This window comes from Vibrio sp. V42_P2S4T144 (assembly GCF_009904715.1).
GTDB lineage: Bacteria > Pseudomonadota > Gammaproteobacteria > Enterobacterales > Vibrionaceae > Vibrio > Vibrio alginolyticus.
In genome coordinates this window covers 1-2,560 of sequence record NZ_WXWS01000477.1, presented here as the reverse complement: position 1 = coordinate 2,560, position 2,560 = coordinate 1, and the positions used below count along the sequence as shown (strand labels likewise).

Sequence of the window (2,560 nt, the reverse complement as noted above, 5' to 3'; positions counted from 1 at the left end):
GTTAAAGTCATTCAATGCAACTCTTTGTTTCTCTTTAAATCGGTCCCTGAAGTCAGGTTTGAGAATCTGGCTAGAGTGTTTTACTTCGAAGAAAATTGAATGGTCATCGTGATCTGTCGCCAAAAAGTCGGGGGTATATCGGCATTTTCGATTATTGAATTGATAGTTGAAGCCAAAAGGTTGGGAGGTAAAGCTTTTGATGTCTGCGTTATATTCGAGGTGAAAACAGAAATCAAACTCTAAAATGGACAGAGTGCGAACAACTGCATCATTCTTCAAGCTCATGAACTTACAGATGTTGTGTACGTGAGATGACTTCTTGGTTTGGTCGAACATAGCAAAATCACTTTTGTTGTAAACCCACAACAAAAAAATAGACTATGAAGACTTATGGTGCAAATATGAAGAAAGCCTGCAATTTATGCGAACATATATTGCAGGCTTCACAAAGGGTGGGACCCCAGCCACATCCCGGCACACAAGTCACACGCTGCGGCTGCTTCCTTCCGGACCTGACCGAGTTCACGAGCTATTGTTGCGAGAGGACCAGAGCCCCATAATTCTTTTCGAGAGGTCTTGCCTCAATCGATGGGGCGATTATTCAGTATCAGCTCTCATAATGCAAGAGCAAAAACCTTGAATTTCATCATTTCATTACCGTTTGAACAAAACTCGATCAATTCATTCCTTTATGATGAAACCGTACAGTCACGATAAGAGGAGTCGTGCCGTGAGGACTGCTTACTCATGTACATGTCTTCATCAGCCAAATGCATCGCTTGCTCTAAGCTCATGTGCCGTTCCCTTTTTGCAGAGAAACCAATAGAGATACTTATAGACTCCAAATCACTACATAATTTGCCTTTCACGTCGATTCTACTGAGCTCTCTCATTGCTCTAGTTAACTCGGCTTGCGTTGGATAACCCAGCAATATGAACTCATCCCCTCCAATTCGATAACATCTTCCCGACCAGACATAATGAATTTTTAGTGCCAGTAGTTGTAAAACTTCGTCCCCAGCGCGATGCCCATAAGTGTCATTGATTCGTTTGAAATGATTAATGTCTAAGTAAAGTATGGATAGATCTTTGTTTACTCCTTTTCGATACTTTACTTGCAACGCACGACGGTTCCTTAACCCTGTTAAGTTGTCAGTGTTCGATTGACGGTAAAGATAAAGCGAAACACAAATAGCAAACAATAACACAAAGATAAACACAGCTTGTGTTTGCGTCGCTAATCGAATCTCATATTCAAGTGCGGTACGCCAATCTGGGCGTACATCGTACTGAGCAATGATCTTATCAACTTCTAACATCGCTATCGCTCGACTGAAGAAAGGCGCAAGCATGGCTCCTTTTTCATTCGCGACCAATCCAACAGAGAGTTGTGACTCATAAAACTCGCCAATAGCGGTATCCTGCTCTATCGGAACCAATTCACTGAGACGTAAAAAATGATTGAGCATCGCCGTATCCATCGGAATGTAATCGACTTCTTCATTTAGTAGCCCCTGAATGAGCTCTTGTTGGGTACGATAACGTTTGAGTTCTTTTAGCGGTAACAGTTGCGTCATCATTTGATCGAAAAAGTCATCCTTAACTACGCCAATCCGCTCAGATATCAACTGTGAAACATGAGAGTATGTGCTCGGTTTGTAACCTAAACGCTTGACCATCACCGATGCTGGCGCGTAATGGGGCTTTGGAAAGTAGCTAAATGCGCGCCGCTCACGGCTGACCGTTAACGGCGCCAAAATTTCGAAATTACCTTGGATAAACTCATGGTACATAGAACCCCAGCTTTCACCAGGCTCACTAATGATCAAGCAGTTTAAAGCCAAGATCTCACAGCTTCTCAGGACTACATCAGCCGTCATCCCTTCGACACTACCATCTGCGTTGTATACAACATATGGAAAGATAGATTCGAGCTTAATCCGTATTGGTTCATTAAAATCAAGGGGTAATAAACGAATAGAATCACGCAACGCTGCTCGCCTTAATTCAAATTGATACTGGGAAATTTCTTCGCGAAGCTGCTTTTGCACCGCTTCCCCGTGAATAAACGTAGCGAACGTGTCCAACTCTTCAAGATGATGATCTTTTTTACTGATGATGGATACGGGCTTTATCGAAATCTGATCATTGAGCATCTTGGCGTCAAACCCCTCCATCAGCATCGGCTTGAGCTGGTTAATGGCATCGACAACGCCATCCACAGCACCTGAACGTAGCAGTGTTACTGCTTGTTCGTGACCTTGATAAGAGATCTGTTCTAGCTCAGGGTAGTGTTGTTTAAGTAATTGGGCATAAACTGTATCTTTGGGGACGCCAACACGCGAAATGTCACTCAACGTCGAATCTTTTAAACCAAAGAGGTAGGTATATTCGATATTTGTTGGGCGGGAATAACTAAAACGTTGAGCACGTTCTTGTGTGTAAGTGATATTCGCAGCAAAGTCCGCTTCCCCATTCGCTACTGAATTTAGAATGGCATCAAAGCTGGAGTAGTTCACGTATTGAACGGTAAAGCCAAACTCCTTTGAAGCAGCATTGA

2 protein-coding genes and 1 other RNA gene are annotated in these 2,560 nt (G+C 43.0%); all 3 read right to left on the bottom strand.

Annotation, left to right across the window (positions count from 1 at the left end; genetic code table 11):
• Positions 1-336, bottom strand: a 336-nt coding sequence (locus tag CAG68_RS15940) for a TnsA endonuclease N-terminal domain-containing protein (protein WP_202599969.1), incomplete at its 3' end; no start/stop codon positions are given.
• A 119-nt stretch (positions 337-455) separates the two neighbouring features.
• Positions 456-552, bottom strand: an RNA gene (gene ffs / locus CAG68_RS15935) — signal recognition particle sRNA small type.
• 137 nt (positions 553-689) lie between these two features.
• Positions 690-2,560: diguanylate cyclase (locus CAG68_RS15930; protein WP_161441348.1), on the bottom strand; the 1,871-nt coding region annotated here is incomplete at its 5' end.